The following is a 19,128-nucleotide window of genomic DNA, read 5'->3' as shown; positions in this document are numbered from 1 at the left end:
AATCAGCCGGGCCCGGAACGCACGAGACCCCCGCACGCGGTGCGGGGGTCTTGCGACTGGACCCGTTGATCCGTCCAGTGGCAGGTAGAGGATTCGAACCTCTGTAGGCAATGCCGGCTGATTTACAGTCAGCTCCCTTTGGCCGCTCGGGCAACCTGCCGGGCCGTGCGGAACAATAGCAAGGCACGGACTTCACCACGAATCGCCGGGGCGCTCGCAGAGCCCCCACTAGGAGGCACAAGAAATGGCTGACTCGAGCTTCGACATCGTGAGCAAGCTGGACCGCCAGGAGGTCGACAACGCCCTGAGCCAGGCCGCTCGCGAGATCGCCACCCGCTTCGACTTCAAGGGCACCGGCGCCACCATCGAGTGGAAGGGCGAGACGGCCATCGAGATCACCGCCTCCGCCGACGACCGTGCCAGCGCGGTGCTCAGCGTCTTCCAGGACAAGTTGATCAAGCGCAACCAGAGCCTGAAGATCCTCGACACCTCCGAGCCGCGCCAGTCCGGCCAGGTGTCCAAGATCGACATCGCGCTCAAGGAGGGCATCACCTCCGAGGACGCCAAGAAGATCTCCAAGCTGATCCGCGACGAGGGCCCCAAGGGCGTCAAGGCGCAGGTCCAGGGCGACGAGCTCCGGGTGTCGTCGAAGAAGCGCGACGACCTGCAGGCCGTGCAGCAGCTGGTGAAGTCGCAGGACTACGAGTTCGCGGTGCAGTTCACCAACTATCGGTGATTCGGGGGCCAGCACTCTGGCCCTCCCCGTCGCGCGGGCGCATACTCCGGCGCATGATCACGCGCTGGAGGGCGTTGGCCCTCGCTCTCGCCCTGGTGCTCTGCGGCGTCGGGCCGGCCCTCGCGGCCGCCATCAACACGCCGCCGATCGCCCGACTGGTTGGTGGCAACACCAGTCTCACCGAGATCAAGGACGTCGCCGTCGACGCCGCCGGGCGGCGTTACGTGCTCCTCGCGGACTCCATCCTGGTCTTCGACGCCGGTCAGGTGGGCAACCAGGCACCGGTCCGCCGGATCACCGGCGCCTTGACCGAGCTCGTATGGGCGTGGGGCATGGCCGTCGCACCCGACGGCCGGATCTACGTGAGCGAAGGCAAGGGTACGAGTTGGAAGATCCTGATCTTCGCCGCAGGTGCGTCGGGCGACACTCGTCCGGCAGATCGGATCGAAGGCCCGCAGCCAGGCCTCTCCTGGCCCTACGGCTTGGCTCTCGATCCGCAGGGCGGGCTCTACGTCGCCAACCGCGAGGCTGACTCTGTCCTGTGGTTCGCGCCCACCGCCACTGGCAACACCCCACCGAGCCGGACCATCAGGGGTGCACGCACTGGCCTGGACCGCCCGACTGACGTCGCACTCGACAGCTCGGGAAACATCCACGTGGCCAATCCGAACGCCAAGTCCATCTCTACCTACCCACCCAACGCAGGCAACGACGTCGCACCGATCCGCCGCATCGCCGGACCGAACACCGGGCTGAGCAGTCCGTTCGCGATGACGTTCGACCAACAGGGGAACCTGTACGTCGCCGACAGCAGTGCTGGCGAGCTCGGCGCGGTGCTTGCCTGGGCGTCTGGCGCACCAGGAGGAGACACTGCGCCATATGCGCGTCTCACAGGGGGAGCCACCGAGCTTGACTCGCCCACAGGCGTAGCAGTGGATTCGACGGGCCAGCTCACCGTAAGGGGCTATCGGAGCGTCCTCACCTTCGCCCCGCTTCCGGCGCCCACTCCGCTACCCACCCCCACCCCGACGCCCACCCCGACACCCACCCCGACACCCACCCCGACACCCACCCCGGCCGTACCGCTCAAGGTCACCCAGCTGAAGGTCGCGGGCAAGTCGACGGGCGTGTCGTGGAAGGTGACCTGGAAGGCCCCCGCGTCGACGGTGACCGGCTACAAGGTGAAGGTCACGCTCGGCAAGAAGGCCTTGCTCACCGAGAAGCGCACGAAGACGAAGATCACCCTGAAGCGGAGCAAGCTGAAGGTGGGCAAGCTCACGGTGACCGTGACCGCGGTCAACAGCGTCGGCAAGGGGCCGCGTACGACGACGACGTTCCGCGTCGCGAAGCCCGCGCGGGGCTAGTCGCGCGCGGGCCTCACCAGCCGCCGCGGGCCCGCGCCAGCGCGCCCACCAGCTCCGCCACGGCGCGCACGGGATCCGCGGTCAGCGCCACGGCACCGATCTCCGCACCGATGTGGTCGTCCGCACCCTTGCCCGCGATGTAGAGCGGGTGGTCGTCGGCCAGCCGTCGCAGCGCCGAGCTGTGTGCGGTGAAGACCGTCGGCCGGGTCGCGGCGAGCACGACCGCGTCGGCGCCCGTCCCGCGCGCGGCGGTCGCGATCGCGGGCACCGGCGTGTCGGCCCCGAGGAAGCGCGTCCGGACGCCGCGCTCGCCCAGCATCAGGGCCACGCACAGCAGCACCATGTCGTGCCGTTCCCCCGCCGGGCAGGCGAGCAGGACCACCGGAGCGTCGTCCGTGACCGCGCCGCGCGCATCGGCCGACACGGTGACGAGCCTGCGGCGCACGAGCTCGCTCACGAAGTGCTCGTGCGCCACGGAGAGCGATCCGTCCTCCCACCGGTCACCGACGTCGGCGAGGAACGGCAGGACGACCGTGGCGACGGCGCCCGAGAGCGGGATGCCGTGGAAGAGCCGCTTGAGCTCGAGCTCGGCGGCCTCGGCGTCGAACGCCTCCACGGCAGCCCACAGGGCGTCGCGCGGGGTCGTCCCGATGTTCACCCGCGCACCGTAGTGCGTCGAGCGCTCCACATCGACCTGTTCCACCGACGGCCCACCCTCCGGGGTGGAGCGGTGGGCGTCAGCCGGCGACCGCCATCCGGGGCACGACGGTCGCGCCGGCGGCCGGGGTGAGCCACACGTTGGCGCCCTCCTCGAGCCCGAGCGCGCGGGCATGGGTGCGGGTGGCCACCACCGACACCTCGTCTCCGTCGACGGTGAGGACGGTGAGGCGTACCTCGAAGCCGATCCGGATCAACCGCGAGATGGTGCCCTCGACGGCGCCCGCCAGCGTCGGTGCGGTCTCGATCTCGATGTCGTGGGGCCGCAGCGAGACGCCTCCGAGGTGGGTGACCTCGCCGAGGAACGACATCACGAAGTCGTTGGCCGGCTCGTCGTAGAGCTGGTCGGGCGTGCCGACCTGCTCGACGCGACCCTCGTTGATGACCACGATCTCGTCGGCGACCTCGAGGGCCTCCTCCTGGTCGTGGGTCACGAACACGGTGGTGACGTGCACGTCGTCGTGGAGCCGGCGCAGCCACTCGCGCAGCTCCTTGCGGACCTTGGCGTCGAGCGCACCGAAGGGCTCGTCGAGCAGCAGGACCGAGGGCTCCACGGCGAGCGCACGGGCCAGGGCCATGCGCTGGCGCTGGCCCCCCGAGAGCTGCGAGGGCAGCCGGTGGGCGAACTGCGACAGGTGCACGAGCTGGAGCAGCTCGTCGACCCGGTGGGCGATCTCGTCCTTGGGCCGCTTGCGGATCTCCAGGCCGAAGGCGACGTTCTTGGCGACGGTCATGTGCTTGAAGACCGCGTAGTGCTGGAACACGAAACCGACGTTGCGCTTCTGCGGCGGCAGGGTCGTGGCGTCGACCCCCTCGATGCTGACGGTGCCGGTGTCGCCCTTCTCCAGCCCGGCGATGATGCGCAGGAGGGTCGACTTGCCGCCACCGCTGGGCCCGAGGAGCGCGGTGAGCTGGCCGGTCGGGATCGAGACGTTGACGTCATCCAGCGCGACGAAGTCGCCGAACTTCTTGTTCAGCCCTGACACTTCGATGCTCATGGGGTGACCTTTCGGGTGCGAGCGCGCGGGCGCTCAGTCATGGACTTTGGGACGGAGGAGGGCGACCACGATCAGGCTGGCGACACAGACCATCACCAGCAGGAAGGCGATGGCGTACGCCTCTCCCTGGGCGAAGTTCTGGTAGCTCTTCTCGACCGCGAGGGTGGCCGTCTGGGTCTTGCCGGCGACGTTGTCCGAGACGACCTTGACCGCGCCGAACTCACCGACGGAGCGCGCCAGGCTCAGCACGACGCCGTACACGACCGCCCACTTGATGCTGGGCAGGGTGATCCGCAGGAAGGTCTGCGGGCCGTTGGCGCCGAGGCTGCGGGCCGCCTGCTCCTGCTCGTCGCCGATCTCGTTGAGGACCGGGACGACCTCGCGGATCACGAGCGGGAGCGCGACGAAGCAGGTCGCCATGACCAGGCCGGGGGTGGCGAAGATGACCGAGATCCCGCCCTCCTCGAGCCCCTGGCCCAGCCAGCCGTCGCGGCCGTTGTAGACCAGCACGAGGGCCAGGCCGACGACGACCGGCGACACCGAGAGGGGGAGGTCGACCAGCGCGGACAGCACGCGCTTGCCGGGGAACTCGTAGCGGACCAGCAGCAGCGAGATGGTCACGCCGAAGACGAGGTTGATCAGCACCGCGGCGAGCGCGATCTTGCCGGTCAGGGCGAGTGCGGCGACCACGTCCTCGTCACCGAGCGCGTCGGTGAGGTTGGTCAGCCCGCCCTCGAAGGTGCGCTGCACCAGGAGCCCGAGGGGCCAGGCGATCAGGAAGAACACGTAGCCCACGGCGACGAGCCGCAGGATCCACTTGGTGGGGGTCGAGGTGCTCACCATCGGCGGGCCACCCTCCTCTGCAGGATGTCCAGCGCGACGATCACCAGCAGGGCGATGAAGAGCATCACCGAGGCGAGCGCCGCGGCGGAGGAGTAGTTGCCGTTCTCGATGAACGACAGGACGCGGACCGAGACGACCTCGGTCTCGTTGGGCCGGTTGCCGCTCAGCAGCACCAGCGAGCCGTACTCCGAGATCGCCCGGGCGAAGCTGAGGGCGGCACCCGAGGCGATGGCGGGCACGAGGCTGGGCAGGATGATCCGCCGGAAGATCGTGGCGCGGCTCGCGCCGAGCGACGCCGCGGCTTGCTCGACGTCGGTGTCGAGCTCCTCGAGCACCGGCTGCACGGTCCGCACGATGAAGGGCAGCGTCACGAAGGCGAGCGCGAGCGTGACCGCGTTGGGCGTGAAGGCCCACTGCACCCCGATCGGGCTGTTCGGCCCGTAGAGGCCGAGCAGGACCAGGCCTGCCACGACGGTCGGGAGCGCGAACGGCACGTCGATGATGACGTTGAGGAGCTTCTGGCCCCAGAACCGGTCCCGCACGAGGACCCAGGCGATGACGGTGCCGACGACGACGTTGACCAAGGTGACGACGATCGACTGGGTCACCGTGAGCTGGACGGCGTTCCACGTCTGCGGGTTCTGCAGGACGGTGAAGTACTGGCTCCACCCGCCTGCGGCTGCACGGGCCACGATCGCCGAGAGGGGCAGCAGCACGAGCAGGCTGAACCAGATCATGGCCAGCCCGAGCCCCACGCCAGCCCCGGAGGTCAGGGTGTTGCGGGGTGTCGTGCGCCGGGTCCGGCCCCCCTGCGGGGAGGCCGGACCGGCGGCGTCGATCGTCGCCCCGGTGAGGGCGGCTGACATTACTCCTCGCCCTCCTGGCCGGTCTTCTGCTGGAGCTCGGTGATGATGCCGAGGACGTCGCCCTCTTCACCGGTGCCGAAGTACTTCGGGGCCGCGTCGGCCCAGCCACCGAAGTTGTCGTCGATGGTGTAGAGCGTGCCGGGCGTCGGGAACGGGTCGCTCGGGTCGTTGGCACCCTCGACCTCGGGGATGTCGACGCCGTCGACGACGGGGCGGAAGCCGAAGGACGCGTAGTCCGCCTGCGCCTCGGGGCCGGTGAGGAAGGACAGGAAGTCGGACGCGGCCTGGGGCGCGTCGACCGTGACCGCAGCCGGGTTCTCGATCAGCAGCGTGTCGTCGGGGACCACGTAGTCGATGTCCGCACCGTTCTGCTTGGCCAGGATCGCCTCGTTCTCGTAGGAGAGGAGGACGTCGCCCGAGCCGTCGGTGAAGGCGGTCGTCGCCTCGCGGCCGCTGGACGGGAGCGCGATGACGTTGTTGAGCATCTTGGTGATGAAGTCGCGGCCGGCCGCCTCGTCGTCGGTGCCGCCGGTGGCGTGCGCCCACGCGGCGAGGATGTTCCAGCGCGCGGAGCCGGACGAACCCGGGTTCGGCGTGATGACCTCGACGCCCGGCTTCACCAGGTCGTCCCAGGAGGTGATGTTGTCCGGGTTGCCGCTGCGGACGACGAACACGACGACCGAGGAGGTCGCGATCCCGTTGGTCGCGTTGTCCTTCCAGTCGTCGGCGACGATGCCGGCGTCGACGAGACGGGTGATGTCGGTCTCGAGCGAGTAGTGCACGACGTCGGCCTTGGAACCGTCGGCCACGGCGCGGCTCTGGTCGCCCGAGGCGCCGTAGGACGGCTCGAACTCGACGTCCGCACCCTCGTCGGTGGCCTGGAAGTCCTCGAAGATGCCTTCGTTGGCCGTCTCGAGGATCGAGAACCCGCTCAGGCGGAGCGCGGTGCTGTCGTCACTGCCCGAGCCCGAACCGCCACCGCAGGCGGACAGGGTGGCGAGGGCACCGACCAGGGCGGCCGCAAGAGCGGCACGTGAACGGTTCTGCATGAGGGGTACTCGACTTTCTTGATCGGTGAGCAATGTCGAGAAACATACATGACTTTATGGACCGGGCTGACATTGATCCACCGTGTCGTGGCTCACCTGTCCAGACCGGTCCGCGCGGCCACGCCCGGACGGGCGCCGGACGCACCGACGGGCCGGAGGCGTTCACCGCCCCCGGCCCGTCGTACGCCGTCCCGAGCGGCGTGTCCGTGCGTCAGTCGTGCGTCAGTTCAGGCCGTTGCTCACGGCCGTGATCAGCTCGCCGTTGGACGTGTCGCCCGACAGCTCCCAGAAGAACGCACCGGCCAGGCCCTGGTCGTTGGCGTAGGCCATCTTGGTGCCGATCGTGGCGGGGGTGTCGTAGCTCCACCACTGGTTGCCACACTTGGCGTACGCCGTCCCGCCGACGGTGCCGGTGGCCGGGCAGGTGTTCTTGAGGACCTTGTAGTCCTCGATGCCCTGCTCGTAGGTGCCGGGAGCCGGGCCGGTGGCCGAGCCGCCGGGGGCGTCCTGGGTGACGCCGGTCCAGCCGCGGCCGTAGAAGCCGATACCGAGCAGCAGCTTCGAGGACGGGATGCCGAGCTGCTTGAGCTTGGCGATCGCGGTGCTCGAGTCGAATCCGTTGGTCGGGATGCCGGGGTAGGACGACAGCGGCGAGTGCGGTGCGGTCGGGCCCTGCGCCGCGAAGGCGCCGAAGTAGTCGTAGGTCATCGGCATGTACCAGTCGACGTACTGCGCCGCCGCGTCGTACCCGCCCGCCTCGATCTTGCCGCCGCTCGTGCCGTCCGCGGTGATGGCCGCGGTGACGAGGTCGCTGCCGAACTCGCCCCGCAGCGCCTGCATCAGTCGCGGGAAGGCCTGGTTGCCGCTGCTGTCGCAGGTGAGGCCGCAGGCGTTGGGGTACTCCCAGTCGATGTCGATGCCGTCGAAGACGTCCGCCCAGCGCGGGTCCTCGACGAGGTCGTGGCACGACGAGGCGAAGGCGGCCGGGTCCTGCGCGGCCTGGGTGAAGCCGCCCGACCAGGTCCAGCCGCCGAACGACCAGATGACCTTGAGGTGGGGGTACTTCGCCTTGAGCTTGCGCAGCTGGTTGAAGTTGCCGCGGAGGTCCTGGTCCCACGTGTCGGCGACACCGTCGACGCTCTGGTCGGCGGTGTAGGCCTTCTCGTAGTCGGCGTAGGAGTCACCGATGGTGCAGCGGCCGTTCTGGACGTTGCCGAAGGCGTAGAGGATGTGGGTCAGCTTGGACGCCGAGCCGTTGGTGTCGAGGTTCTTGGCGTGGAAGTTGCGGGCATAGGTGCCCCAGTTGGTGAAGTAGCCGATCACCTTCTTGCCGCCCGGACCCGTCGTGGGCGGGTTGGTCGTCGGCGGGGTCGTCGGCGGGGTCGTGGTGGGCGGGGTCGTCGGCGGGGTCGTCGTGCCGCCGCAGGCACCGAGGTCCTGCCACACGCCCCACTCGCCGGTCGTGCCGGGGGTCTCGCCCTGGGTCCACCACTTCGCGCGCCAGTTGTGGCCGCCGTGGGTGACCTCGGCGCCGCCGGTGTAGGTCGCGGCAGACGTCCAGGCCGTGCCGGCGCACGCGGCGGCCGCGGTGGAGCCGGCCGGGGCCAGCGTGGAGGCCGGCGCGGCGAGCGCGAACGGCAGCAGGACCGCGGACGCGACGGCCCCGGCCAGCAGGCCGGCGACACGTCCTCTCCGGGATCGAGGGGCGAGCGTGGACAACATGGATCCTCCCGAGATCGAAGGGCGCGGTGCGCCCGGTCGTTCGACCGTAGGGACTCCGTGAGCCGGGTCACAAGGGGTTCGTTAGATGTCCTTACCAATTACCCCGGCGTGATTCGTGAGGCCAACTAACAAAAGGGCAGGTCATCGGCCTGCGGAACCGTGCCGACGCCCGCGGGGATGCCATCGGCTCGCGTCTCGGATGGTGGGACGAACGCGTCCGTCCCACAGGGCAGGAACGCCCGGGCGACGAGGGACCGACGGCTATCGTCTCCCCTTGTGGTAGCAGCAGAGAAAGAGGTCAAGCAGCTCGACCGCGTCATCATCCGGTTCGCCGGCGACTCGGGCGACGGCATGCAGCTCACCGGCGACCGGTTCACCCAGGAGACCGCCGCTTTCGGCAACGACCTGGTGACCCTCCCCAACTTCCCGGCCGAGATCCGCGCACCCCAGGGCACGCTCCCGGGCGTCTCCTCGTTCCAGGTGCACTTCGCCGACCACGACATCCTCACCGCCGGCGATGCCCCCGACGTGCTCGTCGCGATGAACCCGGCCGCGCTTCGCGCCAACCTCGGCGACCTCCACAAGGGCGCGACGATCATCGTCGACACCCATGACTTCACCGCGCGCAACCTGTCCAAGGCCGGCTACCAGGACAACCCGCTCGACGGCGACACCCTCGACGCCTACGCCGTCCACCCGGTCGACCTCACGGGCATGACGATCGAGGCGGTCAAGGACTTCGGGCTCTCCCGCAAGGACGCCTCGCGCGCCAAGAACATGTTCGCCCTCGGTCTGTTGTCGTGGATGTACGGCCGCCCGACCGACCCGACGACCACGTTCCTCGGCAAGCGCTTCGCCAAGGTGCCCGACATCCGCGACGCCAACCTCGCCGCCTTCACGGCCGGCTGGAACTTCGGCGAGACCACCGAGACCTTCGCCGTCCAGTACGAGATCAAGCCGGCGGTCATGCCGCCCGGCACCTACCGCAACATCACCGGCAACCTCGCCCTGGCCTACGGCCTGGTCGCCGGCAGTGTGCAGTCCGGGCTCCCGGTGTTCCTGGGGACCTACCCGATCACCCCGGCCTCCGACATCCTCCACGAGCTCTCGAAGCACAAGTCCTTCGGCGTCACGACGTTCCAGGCCGAGGACGAGATCGCCGGCGTCGGCGCCGCCATCGGTGCGTCGTACGCCGGTCACCTCGGCGTGACCTCCACGTCCGGCCCCGGCGTGGCGCTGAAGTCGGAGGCCATCGGCCTCGCGGTGATGACCGAGCTCCCGCTCGTCGTGGTCGACGTGCAGCGCGGCGGCCCCTCGACCGGCCTGCCGACCAAGACCGAGCAGGCCGACCTGCTGCAGGCGATGTTCGGCCGCAACGGCGAGGCGCCGGTGCCGATCGTGGCGCCCCAGTCGCCCGGCGACTGCTTCGCCGCCGCGGTCGAGGCGACCCGCATCGCGGTCACCTACCGCACCCCCGTGCTGCTGCTCTCCGACGGCTACCTCGCCAACGGCTCCGAGCCGTGGCGCGTGCCCACTGTCGACGAGCTCCCCGTGATCGACCCGGACTTCGCGACCGAGAAGAACCACGGCTCAGGGGAGGACGCCGAGTTCTGGCCCTACCTCCGCGACGAGGCGACCCTCGCGCGGCCGTGGGCGATCCCCGGCACGCCGGGCCTCGAGCACCGCATCGGCGGCCTCGAGAAGGGCGACGGGCACGGCAACATCTCCTACGACCCGGCCAACCACGACTTCATGGTCCGCACCCGCCAGGCCAAGGTCGACCGGATCGCCGACACGATCCCGCCCGTCGAGGTCGACGACCCCTCCGGCGAGGCGAAGGTCCTCGTGCTGGGCTGGGGCTCGACCTACGGTCCCATCGGTGCCGGCGTACGCCGCGTCCGGAAGGCCGGCTACCACGTCGCGCAGGCACACCTGCGCCACCTCAACCCGTTCCCGAGCAACCTCGGCGAGGTGCTGACGGGCTACGACAAGGTGCTCGTGCCCGAGATGAACCTCGGCCAGCTCTCCCTCCTGCTGCGCGCGAAGTACCTCGTCGACGCCGTCGGCTATAACCACGTCCGCGGGCTGCCGCTCAAGGCGACCGAGCTCGCGCACGCGATCGGCGAGCTCGTCGGCCAGGCGGAGGGCATCGACATCGATCTCGGCGTGTGGGGCGAGCCCACCCAGAAGGAGCACATCTGATGACGACCTCCGTCCCGGCCGACCTCGGCCTCCCCGGCCTGCGGTCCGGCACCGAGAACGTGCCCACCACCGACGAGCCGCAGACCGGCAAGGACTTCACCTCCGACCAGGAGGTCCGCTGGTGCCCCGGGTGCGGCGACTACGCCGTGCTCAAGGCCGTCCAGTCCTTCCTCCCCGACCTCGGGCTGCGCCGCGAGAACATCGTCTTCGTCAGCGGCATCGGCTGCTCCAGCCGGTTCCCCTACTACCTCGACACCTACGGCATGCACTCCATCCACGGACGCGCGCCCTCCATCGCCACCGGCATCGCCACGGCCCGCGAGGACCTCTCGGTGTGGGTCGTCACCGGCGACGGCGACGCCCTCTCCATCGGCGGCAACCACCTCATCCACGCCCTGCGCCGCAACGTCAACATGACGATCCTGCTGTTCAACAACCGCATCTACGGCCTCACCAAGGGCCAGTACTCCCCCACCTCCGAGGCCGGCAAGGTCACCAAGTCCACGCCGATGGGCTCGGTCGACCACCCGTTCAACCCCGTCTCGCTGGCGCTCGGTGCGGAGGCGTCCTTCGTCGCCCGCACCATCGACTCCGACCGCAAGCACCTCACCGCGGTCCTCGCCGCGGCCGCCGCCCACCGCGGCACCTCGCTCGTCGAGATCTACCAGAACTGCCCCATCTTCAACGACGGCGCCTTCGACGCGATCAAGTCGCCCGACACCAAGGGCGACGCGATCATCCCGCTGGTGCACGGCGAGCCGATCACGTTCTCGGCAGGCACCCGGGGCCTCGTGCGCGACAACGCCTCGGGCGGGGTCGCGATCGTCGACACCGCCGACGTGCCGGCCGAGCAGCTGCTGGTCCACGACGCCCACAACGCCGACCCGTCGCAGGCCTTCGCGATCTCCCGGCTGACCGACATGGGCTACCTCAACCAGACGCCCATCGGCATCTTCCGCCAGGTGCAGCGGACGACGTACGACGACGCGGCGCGCGAGCAGGTCACCGCGGCCAGCCAGGCCTCGGCCGGGAACGGCACCGCCGACCAGTCCGCCCGGTTGGCGGCGCTGATCGGCGGCGGTGACACCTGGACGATCCTCTGACCCCTGCGGGTCAGCGGCTCGCTCGGGTGGTCAGTCGAAGTAGAGCGTCCAGACCTTGCCCTTGGTGTTGCCGAAGCCGCTGGAGCTGTCGACCTTCGAGCGCCACTTCCAGCGGCCCTTCTCGGGCGCGAAGATCCGGGTCTTGAAGACGCCGCGGTCGTTGGTCTTGATCTTCTTGACCGTCTTCCACTTGCACTTCCCGCAGGCCTTCTTGAGGATCTTCACCTTGCCGACGTAGGGCAGGAGCGTGCCGTCGACCTGCGGCTCCATGACCGTGCCGCGCAGCTTGAAGGCGTTGTAGGAGACCTGGTGGTCGCCCGGGGGCCGCTCCTCGATGATGCGCTTCGGCGCAGAGCCGGCGGTGGCTCCGGTGCTGAGCGCGACGGTGGCGAGCAGCGCAGCGACGAACGCTGCCAGGACGGTGCGGAAGACCCGCATGGTGTTTCCCCCTCGAGAGACGATGACGTGCTGACCTCCCCGGGGTCCCGACCCCGGAGACGCGTCCATGCTAGGCGACGTCGCGGCCCTACACTCCCGGAGTGCCAGAGAACCGTCGCGGACTCGTGCTCGGAGCGCTGGCCTACCTCCTCTGGGGCACCCTCCCGGTCTACTGGGCGCTGCTCGAGCCGGGCGGTGCCGTCGAGATCCTCGCGCACCGGCTGCTCTGGTCGCTGCTGACGATGGTCGTGGTCCTCGCCGCGTGGCGGAAGGTCGGCGGCTTCGCCGACCTGCTGCGCGACCGACGGAAGGTCCTCCTCATCAGCAGCGCGGCCGTCCTCATCACCATCAACTGGGGCACCTACATCTGGGGCGTCAACAGCGGTCGCGTGGTCGAGACCTCGCTCGGCTACTTCATCAACCCGCTCGTCACCGTGCTCCTCGGCGTGCTCGTTCTGGGCGAGCGGCTGCGCCCCCTCCAGTGGGTGGCGATGGGCATCGCCTTCCTCGCGGTCTGCGTCCTGAGCGTCGACTACGGCCGCCCGCCCTGGATCGCGCTCGTCCTCGCCCTGAGCTTCGCCGCCTACGGCCTCGCGAAGAAGAAGGCGGACGTCGCCGCCGTGGAGAGCATCACGCTGGAGACCCTGGTCATGGCGCCGTTCGCGCTGGCGTACGTCGTCTGGATCACCGCCCAGGGGCAGTCGAGCTTCGGCTCGCACGGCCTCGGCCACGCCCTGCTCTACACCACGACGGGCGTCGTCACCGCGGTCCCGCTGATGCTCTTCGGCGCCGCGGCCATCCGGGTCTCGATGGTGTCGCTCGGCCTGCTGCAGTACTTCGCGCCGACCATCCAGTTCGCCCTCGGCATCCTGGTCTTCCACGAGGACATGCCCGCCAGCCGCTGGATCGGCTTCGCGATGGTCTGGGTCGCGCTCGTGCTCTTCACCGTCGAGACCGTCAACCACCGCCGCCGGCACCTGCGGCTGATCGCGCAGGCGAGCGCGGCCTGACGTCCCGGCTCCGGAGCGGTGTGTGAGCCACGTTCGGCGCGGGCCGAAGGTGGCTCACTCACCGCCCGACGGCCGGTCAGGCGAAGCGGGTGGCCACGACGTCGGCGAAGGACTCGAGGGCCGTGCGCACCGGGCCGGGGTCGAGGACCTCGAGGTGCTTCTTGGCCTGGGCCGCCTGGCCGACGACGTAGTCACGTGCCTGGGCCATGGCCGGGTGCACGCGCAGGAGCGAGAGGGCCTCGGCGACCTCGGCGTCGTCGGTCAGTGGGCGACCGAGCAGCGACAGGAGCCGCTCGTCGGCCGGGTCGGAGGAGGCCTGGGCCATCAGCACCGGCAGCGTCGGCACGCCCTCGCGCAGGTCGGTGCCCGGCGTCTTGCCCGAGGTGTCGGACTCGGAGGCGATGTCGAGGATGTCGTCGGAGAGCTGGAAGGCCGAGCCGACGATCTCGCCGTAGGCGCTCAGCGCCTCGACGACCTCGGGGCGGGCGCCGCCGAACATCGCGCCGTAGCGCGCCGAGGTCGCGATGAGCGACCCGGTCTTGCCCGCGACGACCTCGAGGTAGTGCGCGAGCGGGTCCTCGCCCGGTCCCGGCTTCACGGTCTCGAGGATCTGGCCCTCGACCAGGTGCGTGAACGTCCGCGCCTGGATGCGTACGGCGTCGGGGCCGAGGTCGGCGGTGAGCTCGGAGGACCGGCCGAAGAGGAAGTCGCCGACCAGGATCGCGACCAGGTTGTCCCAGCGTGCGTTGGCCGTGTCGGCACCGCGGCGCAGGTCGGCCTCGTCCATGACGTCGTCGTGGTAGAGCGAGGCGACGTGGGTGAGCTCCACGACGCAGGCCGCGGTCTCCACCTCCTCGGCCTCGGGGTGGGTCCCGGTCTCGGCCGCCAGCAGGACGAGCAGCGGACGGAACCGCTTCCCGCCGGCCATCATCAGGTGCGTCGCGGCCTGCGAGACGTAGGGCGTCCGGCCCTGGCAGTGCCCCTCGAGCAGCTCGTCGATGTGTGCGAGCCGGTCCACGAGCCGGCGCTCGAGGTCGGCGTCGACGACAGGCAGTGCGAGGGGCGAGTCGGTCACCTGATGAATTCTCCAGCAACGGCCGCCAGATCGAGAACCGGGCCCGGCACGATGCCCAGGACGAGGGTCACAGCCGCACCGACGGCGATGGTCGTCGCGGTCATCACCGAGGGGTACGCCACGCTCGGTCCGTCGCCGACGGGCTCGTCGAAGAACATCACCTTGATCACCCGGACGTAGAGGGCGACCGCCAGGATGCTCGCCGCGATCGCGGCCACGACCACCGGCCAGGCACCGGCCGCCAGCGCGACCGAGAAGACGGCGAGCTTGCCCACGAAGCCGGCGGTCAGCGGGATGCCGGCGAGCGCGAGCAGGAAGAAGGCGAAGACCGCCGCCACGAGGGGCGACTCCTTGCCGAGCCCCGCCCAGCGGGCGAGCGCCGTCGTCTCGCCACCGCCGTCGCGCACGAGGCTGACCACGGCGAAGGCGCCGATGGTCGCGAAGCCGTAGGTCGCGAGGTAGAACAGCACGGCCTGGAGCGAGGTGATCTCGCCGGAGGCGAGGTCGGCGGAGCCCTGCAGGCCGATCACGCCGACGAGGATGAAGCCGGTGTGCGCGACCGAGGAGTAGGCGAGCAGGCGCTTGATGTCGCTCTGCGTCATCGCGAGGATCGCGCCGACGAACATCGAGAGGATCGCGATGATCCACAGCATCGGCTGCCACGACCAGCGGTCGGCGCCGAGGGCGACGTAGAACAGGCGGAGCAGCGCGCCGAACGCGGCGACCTTGGTGCCGGCGGCCATGAAGGCCACGACCGGGGTCGGGGCGCCCTGGTAGACGTCGGGCGTCCACGCCTGGAAGGGGACGGCGCCGACCTTGAAGAGCAGGCCGACCGACAGCAGGCCGGTGCCGATGAGCAGCAGGCTGTTGCTGCTCACGTCGTTGCGCACGGCCTCGTTGATCGCGGCGAAGTCCATCGAGCCGGCGTAGCCGTAGAGCAGCGCGGCGCCGTAGAGGAAGAAGCCGGAGGAGAAGGCGCCGAGCAGGAAGTACTTCAGGGCCGCCTCCTGGCTGAGCAGGCGCCGGCGCCGGGCCAGGCCGCTGAGGAGGTAGAGCGGCAGTGAGAGGACCTCGAGGCCGACGAACATGGTCAGCAGGTCGTTGGCCGCGGGGAAGAGCATCATCCCGAAGACCGCGAACATCATCAGCGGGTAGACCTCGGTGTGCTCGCGCTGCGCAGCGATCGCCGCGGTCTCGGCGTCGGTGCCCGGCACCGCGGCGGCCTGGCCGGCGAACGCCGACACCCCGCCGTCGAGGTGGCGCTCGGCGAAGAGCAGCACGCCGGCGATCGCCAAGGCGAGCACCAGCCCCCAGATGAACAGGCTCGGGCCGTCGACGGCGACCGTGCCGCCGACCGCGAGGATGCCGCGCGCGGCCCCGTCGTCGTACGTCGCCACGGCGCGGGCCACGAGGACGACGCCGACCAGCGCGGCCACGAGGCCGACGAGCGACAGCACGACCTGCGCGCGGTAGCGCAGGGCGCGCGGCAGGAAGGCCTCCACCACGACGCCGAGGCAGGCGACGGCGAAGACGATGAGCAGCGGCGAGAGCTCGAAGTAGTCGATGCTCGGCTTCACGAAGTCGATCACTGGTGACCACCCTCCAGGCTGATGCCCACACTCGTCAGCGAGTCGTGGACGAAGGGATTGATGACGTCGAGCAGCGGCATCGGGAAGAAGCCGAAGATCACGAGCGCGAGCACGAGCGGCGCCACGATGCCGACCTCACGCCGGTCGAGGTCGGCCACCGGTGCCGTGCCGTCGAGGTCGGGGCCGGTCATCGTGCGCTGGTACATCCAGAGCGCGTAGATCGCGGCCAGCACGATCGCGAGCACCGCGACCGAGCCGACCAGCCAGTGGTGGTCGAAGGCCGCGATGATGACCATGACCTCCGAGACGAACGGCGACAGGCCGGGCAGGCCGCACGCCGCGAGCCCGCCGATGAGGAACGAGCCGGCGAGGATCGGCGCGTGCTTCTCGACGCCGCCCATCTCGCTGATGAGCGTCGTGCCGGTGCGGTTGATGAGGAACCCGGCGACGAGGAACATCAGCGCCGTCGCGATGCCGTGGTTGACCATGTAGAGGACCGCACCCGTGCCGCCGGTGGCGTTGAAGACGAAGATGCCGAGCACGATGAAGCCGAAGTGCGACAGCGACGTGAGGCCGATGAGGCGCAGGACGTCGTCCTGGCCGATCGCGATCAGCGCGCCGTAGACGATCGAGACCAGCGCGAGCACCACCACGACGGGCGTGGCCCACTGCGAGGCGTCGGGCAGCAGGCCGAGGCAGAAGCGCAGCATGCCGAAGGTGCCGATCTTGTCGAGCACGCAGACCAGCAGCACCGACGTGCTCGGCGTCGCCTTCTCGCTCGTGTCGGCCAGCCAGGTGTGGAACGGGAAGATCGGGGCCTTGATCGCGAAGGCGACGAAGAAGCCGACGAAGAGCCAGCGCTGGGTGATCGGGTCGATGTCGAGCGCGGCCAGGTCGCTGATCAGGAAGCTCGGGTTGCCGGCGTCGGCGGAGACGACGTAGAGCCCGACCACCGACGCGAGCAGGATGAGCCCGCCGGCGAGCTGGTAGATGAGGAACTTCGTCGCCGCACGGCCGCGACCCGAGCGGCCGAAGCCGCCGATCAGGAAGTAGGCCGGGATGAGCGTGGCCTCGAACACGACGTAGAAGAGGAGCACGTCGGTCGCGGTGTAGACCGCGAGCGACATCGCCTCGAGCGCCAGGACCCACGCGAAGAAGGAGCGCGCTCCCCCGCCCTCGGGCGACTCGCTCTCCTTCCAGGAGGCGAGCATCACCGGCGGCACGATCGCGACGGTCAGCAGCACCATCATCAGCCCCAGCCCGTCGAGGCCGAGCGCGTAGTGCACGCCCATGGCCTCGATCCAGGTGTGGGTCTCGGTCATCTGCATGCCGCCGTCGACGTCGTACTGGCTGGCGACCACGAGGCCGTAGACCAGCGAGGCGAGGCCGAAGGCGAGGCCGACCGGGCGCACCTGTGCGCGCGGGACGAAGGCGACCGCGAGCGCGCCGAGGAGCGGCAGCAGGATCAGGACAGTCAGCATCATCCGAGGTTCACCGCCAGGAGAGCGAGGACGACCAGCAGGGCGCCACCGAGGAGGGACAGGGCGTAGGAGCGGACGAAGCCGTTCTGCACGCGACGCAGGGCGCCGGAGATGCCACCGACGGCGGCGGCGCCGCCCATGACGGCACCGTCGATCCCGCCCCGGTCGAGGGTCAGCAGGCCGCTGACCAGCCCGGCACCGGGTCGCACGACGACGGCGTCGTTGATCGCGTCACCGTAGAGGTCGGCGCGGGCGGCCCTCGTGGCGAAGGAGACGTCCCGCGGTGCCTCGCGCGGGATGTCGCGCTTGCCCACGAGGAACCAGGCGGCCGCGACACCGATCGCGACGACGGCGGTGATCATCAGGGTGATCACGATCGCCGGGAGCGGCGGCTCGTGGTGCTCGGCGTGGCCGGTCACCGGCTCGAGCCAGGTGACGATCCAGTCGCCGAGGAGCAGCAGGCCACCGAGCACCGACAGCGCGGCGAGCACCACCAGCGGCACGGTCATCACCTTCGGCGACTCGTGGGGGTGCACGTCCTTCTCCCAGCGCTTCTGGCCGAAGAACGTCATCAGCATCAGCCGGGTCATGTAGAAGCCCGTGATGCCGGCACCGAGCATCGCCAGCAGGCCGATCACCAGGTTGTCGGCGAGCGCCGACTCGATGATCCGGTCCTTCGACCAGAAGCCGGAGAAGCCGGGGAAGCCGATGATCGCGAGGTAGCCCATCGCGAACGTCAGGAAGGTCACCGGCATCGCCTGGCGCAGCGCGCCGTAGTGGCGCATGTCGACGTCGTCGTCCATGCCGTGCATGACCGAGCCGGCGCCGAGGAACATGTTGGCCTTGAAGAAGCCGTGCGTGAGCAGGTGGAAGATCGCGAAGGGGTAGCCGACCGGGCCGAGGCCGGCGGCCAGCATCATGTAGCCGATCTGGCTCATCGTCGAGCCGGCGAGCGCCTTCTTGATGTCGTCCTTGGCGCAGCCGAGCACCGCACCCCACAGGAGCGTGACCGTGGCGACGACCACGACGGCGGTCTGGGCGACCGGGGTGAGCTCGTAGATGAAGTTCGAGCGGACCACGAGGTAGACGCCGGCGGTGACCATGGTGGCTGCGTGGATGAGGGCCGAGACCGGGGTCGGGCCCTCCATCGCGTCGAGCAGCCAGGCCTGCAGCGGCACCTGGGCCGACTTGCCGCAGGCACCGAGCAGGAGCAGCAGGCCGAGCGCGTTGAGCGTGGCCTGGTCGGCCTCACCGGCGAGCTCGCTGACGCCGCCGAAGTCGGAGGTGCCGAAGGTCGCGAACATCAGCGCGATCGCCAGCGTCAGGCCGATGTCGCCGACGCGGTTGATCACGAACGCCTTCTTGGCTGCCCTCGCCGCCGACGGCTTGTGCTGCCAGAAGCCGATGAGGAGGTACGACGCCAGGCCGACGCCCTCCCAGCCCAGGAACAGGCCCACGAAGTTCGCCGAGAGGATCAGCGTGAGCATGGCCGCGACGAAGAGGTTGAGGTAGCCGAAGAAGCGACGACGGCGCGCGTCGTGCTCCATGTAGCCGATGGCGTAGACGTGGATGAGCGAGCCGACGCCGGTGATCAGGAGCAGGAACAGCGCCGAGAGCTGGTCGTAGAGCAGGTCCATGCCGACGGTGAGCTGGCCGGTCTCGAACCAGGTCCACAGGTGCTGGCCGACCTGCCGCTCCTCGGCGTCACGGCCGAGCAGCGAGATGAACAGCGTCAGGCTGAGCACGAAGGACAGGACCGCCATGGCGGTGCCGAGCAGGTGACCGCGCTTGTCGACGGTCGCCTTCAGCGAGGCCGGCAGGAACGGCGCGATGCCGAGCAGCACGAGCGCGCCGAGCAGCGGCAGCGCGATGACCAGCCACAGCAGGTCGAACACGCCGCCGGCACCGGTGTCGGGCGCGACCACGGGCGCGTGG

The 19,128-nt window shown here is 69.9% G+C and carries 16 protein-coding genes and 1 tRNA gene; 5 read left to right on the top strand and 12 right to left on the bottom strand.

Annotated features, from left to right (window positions below):
* Positions 1-78 precede the first annotated feature (78 nt).
* Positions 79-160 (bottom strand) — tRNA-Tyr (locus BLV76_RS10505).
* 84 nt (positions 161-244) lie between these two features.
* Between BLV76_RS10505 and BLV76_RS10500 the strand changes: the two genes are divergently transcribed.
* Both BLV76_RS10500 and BLV76_RS22520 read left to right on the top strand, forming a co-directional pair.
* A complete protein-coding gene (locus BLV76_RS10500; protein ID WP_090969080.1) occupies positions 245-736 on the top strand; it encodes a YajQ family cyclic di-GMP-binding protein in 492 nt (163 codons plus the stop codon).
* A gap of 53 nt (positions 737-789) precedes the next feature.
* Entirely contained in the window at positions 790-2,100 is a 1,311-nt protein-coding gene (locus BLV76_RS22520) for an NHL repeat-containing protein (RefSeq protein WP_175539634.1), read from the top strand.
* Between the two features lie 13 nt (positions 2,101-2,113).
* On the opposite strand, the gene BLV76_RS10490 is transcribed toward BLV76_RS22520, so the two are convergent.
* The 6 genes from BLV76_RS10490 to BLV76_RS10465 form a co-directional block, all read right to left on the bottom strand.
* Complete coding sequence (locus BLV76_RS10490; protein ID WP_175539633.1) at positions 2,114-2,758, bottom strand: cobalamin B12-binding domain-containing protein; 645 nt, start codon at positions 2,756-2,758, stop codon at positions 2,114-2,116.
* 79 nt (positions 2,759-2,837) lie between these two features.
* On the bottom strand, positions 2,838-3,815 hold the full coding sequence (locus BLV76_RS10485) for a sulfate/molybdate ABC transporter ATP-binding protein (protein ID WP_090969077.1): 978 nt from the start codon (positions 3,813-3,815) through the stop codon (positions 2,838-2,840).
* Between the two features lie 33 nt (positions 3,816-3,848).
* Positions 3,849-4,658, bottom strand: coding sequence for a sulfate ABC transporter permease (locus tag BLV76_RS10480; RefSeq protein WP_090969076.1), 810 nt, complete (start codon positions 4,656-4,658; stop codon positions 3,849-3,851).
* The gene (gene cysT, locus BLV76_RS10475; RefSeq protein WP_090969075.1) at positions 4,652-5,524 is read right to left on the bottom strand and encodes a sulfate ABC transporter permease subunit CysT; all 873 of its coding nucleotides are present in this window, start codon (positions 5,522-5,524) and stop codon (positions 4,652-4,654) included. Before cysT ends, BLV76_RS10480 begins: the two co-directional genes overlap by 7 nt.
* Complete coding sequence (locus tag BLV76_RS10470; protein ID WP_090969074.1) at positions 5,524-6,573, bottom strand: sulfate ABC transporter substrate-binding protein; 1,050 nt, start codon at positions 6,571-6,573, stop codon at positions 5,524-5,526. The genes cysT and BLV76_RS10470 overlap by 1 nt, the downstream gene beginning before the upstream one ends.
* A gap of 222 nt (positions 6,574-6,795) precedes the next feature.
* Positions 6,796-8,292, bottom strand: a complete 1,497-nt coding sequence (locus BLV76_RS10465; protein WP_245734626.1) for a glycosyl hydrolase family 18 protein — start codon at positions 8,290-8,292, stop codon at positions 6,796-6,798.
* Positions 8,293-8,571: 279 nt separating this feature from the next.
* Here BLV76_RS10465 and BLV76_RS10460 point away from each other — a divergent pair, with 279 nt between their 5' ends.
* Entirely contained in the window at positions 8,572-10,497 is a 1,926-nt protein-coding gene (locus BLV76_RS10460) for a 2-oxoacid:acceptor oxidoreductase subunit alpha (protein ID WP_245734625.1), read from the top strand.
* Positions 10,497-11,600, top strand: coding sequence for a 2-oxoacid:ferredoxin oxidoreductase subunit beta (locus BLV76_RS10455; protein WP_090969071.1), 1,104 nt, complete (start codon positions 10,497-10,499; stop codon positions 11,598-11,600). Before BLV76_RS10460 ends, BLV76_RS10455 begins: the two co-directional genes overlap by 1 nt.
* 30 nt (positions 11,601-11,630) lie before the next feature.
* On the opposite strand, the gene BLV76_RS10450 is transcribed toward BLV76_RS10455, so the two are convergent.
* Entirely contained in the window at positions 11,631-12,038 is a 408-nt protein-coding gene (locus BLV76_RS10450; protein WP_090969070.1) for a hypothetical protein, read from the bottom strand.
* Positions 12,039-12,139: 101 nt separating this feature from the next.
* On the opposite strand from BLV76_RS10450, the gene rarD reads away from it, so the two are divergent.
* Positions 12,140-13,048, top strand: a complete 909-nt coding sequence (gene rarD, locus BLV76_RS10445; protein WP_090969069.1) for an EamA family transporter RarD — start codon at positions 12,140-12,142, stop codon at positions 13,046-13,048.
* A gap of 76 nt (positions 13,049-13,124) precedes the next feature.
* On the opposite strand, the gene BLV76_RS10440 is transcribed toward rarD, so the two are convergent.
* The 4 genes from BLV76_RS10440 to nuoL are packed head-to-tail and all read right to left on the bottom strand — an operon-like array spanning position 13,125 to position 19,088.
* Positions 13,125-14,123, bottom strand: a complete 999-nt coding sequence (locus tag BLV76_RS10440; protein WP_090969068.1) for a polyprenyl synthetase family protein — start codon at positions 14,121-14,123, stop codon at positions 13,125-13,127.
* A complete protein-coding gene (nuoN, locus tag BLV76_RS10435; RefSeq protein WP_090972587.1) occupies positions 14,120-15,709 on the bottom strand; it encodes an NADH-quinone oxidoreductase subunit NuoN in 1,590 nt (529 codons plus the stop codon). Before nuoN ends, BLV76_RS10440 begins: the two co-directional genes overlap by 4 nt.
* Positions 15,709-17,193: an NADH-quinone oxidoreductase subunit M gene (locus BLV76_RS10430; RefSeq protein WP_090972585.1), complete on the bottom strand. Its 1,485-nt coding sequence runs from the start codon at positions 17,191-17,193 to the stop codon at positions 15,709-15,711. Before BLV76_RS10430 ends, nuoN begins: the two co-directional genes overlap by 1 nt.
* Positions 17,193-19,088 (bottom strand): NADH-quinone oxidoreductase subunit L, encoded by a 1,896-nt coding sequence (nuoL, locus tag BLV76_RS10425; RefSeq protein ID WP_090972584.1) that lies wholly within the window; start codon positions 19,086-19,088, stop codon positions 17,193-17,195. The genes BLV76_RS10430 and nuoL overlap by 1 nt, the downstream gene beginning before the upstream one ends.
* Positions 19,089-19,128: the final 40 nt, after the last annotated feature.

The sequence above is a fragment of the Nocardioides exalbidus genome, from assembly GCF_900105585.1.
GTDB classification, from domain to species: domain Bacteria; phylum Actinomycetota; class Actinomycetes; order Propionibacteriales; family Nocardioidaceae; genus Nocardioides; species Nocardioides exalbidus.
This window is presented reverse-complemented; position numbering and strand designations above follow the sequence as displayed.